The following is a 661-nucleotide window of genomic DNA, read 5'->3' as shown; positions in this document are numbered from 1 at the left end:
GGATCTGGAGCGGGTGATTGACCGGGGGCTGGACTGGCTGGCGGGGGTGGGCAAGCGCAACTGGGCTGCTGGGTTGCGGCTTCAGCGAGGACTGCTGTGGAAGAACCAGGGAAAACTGGAGGCTGCCCTGAGTGAGATGGAAGCAGCCCTGGCCCTGCGTCGTCGCCATTATGATGCACCAGGCTATTACCTAAGCAGCTACTTGTATCAATTTGGACACTTATTGCAAAAGATGGGGAAGATGCAAGCAGCAATAAATGCCTATTGTGAGATTACCGAGAGTTATGATTTTCCTGGGTTTGATCAGTGTGAGGCATGGAAGGGGTTGGGGCAGGTAGCACTGGCGCGGCAGGACTGGGCGGAGGCGGAGACCTGTGCCCTCAAGTCCCTGGAGTTGGCGCGGGGGATTGAGTCTCTGAGACCGATTCGCAATGCCTACGACCTGTTTGGTACGGTCTACTACAAGCAAGAGCGGCTCCCCCAGTGCATCGAAGCCAAGATTCAGACCTGGCGCTATGCCCGTCAGTTAGGTGAAGTAGACGGAATTTACGAGATCTACTGCGACATGGCAGAAATCCGCATTTACCAGGCAAAGCAGGGCAATCCCCAACACTACATCCCCAAAGCTCGTCGCTGGCTCCGGTGGGCGTTCCCCCTGGCG

Annotated in this window: 1 protein-coding gene; it reads left to right on the top strand. The window is 56.9% G+C overall.

Annotated elements, in window-relative coordinates:
* A partial coding sequence (locus tag ACR6Z4_RS32215) for a hypothetical protein (protein WP_479721401.1) occupies nucleotides 1-661 on the top strand: 661 nt, incomplete at both ends.

It is taken from the genome of Calyptranema fuscum S582, assembly GCF_055793305.1.
The sequence above is the reverse complement of the archived record's forward strand: the minus strand, read 5'-3'. Positions and strand labels throughout refer to the sequence as shown.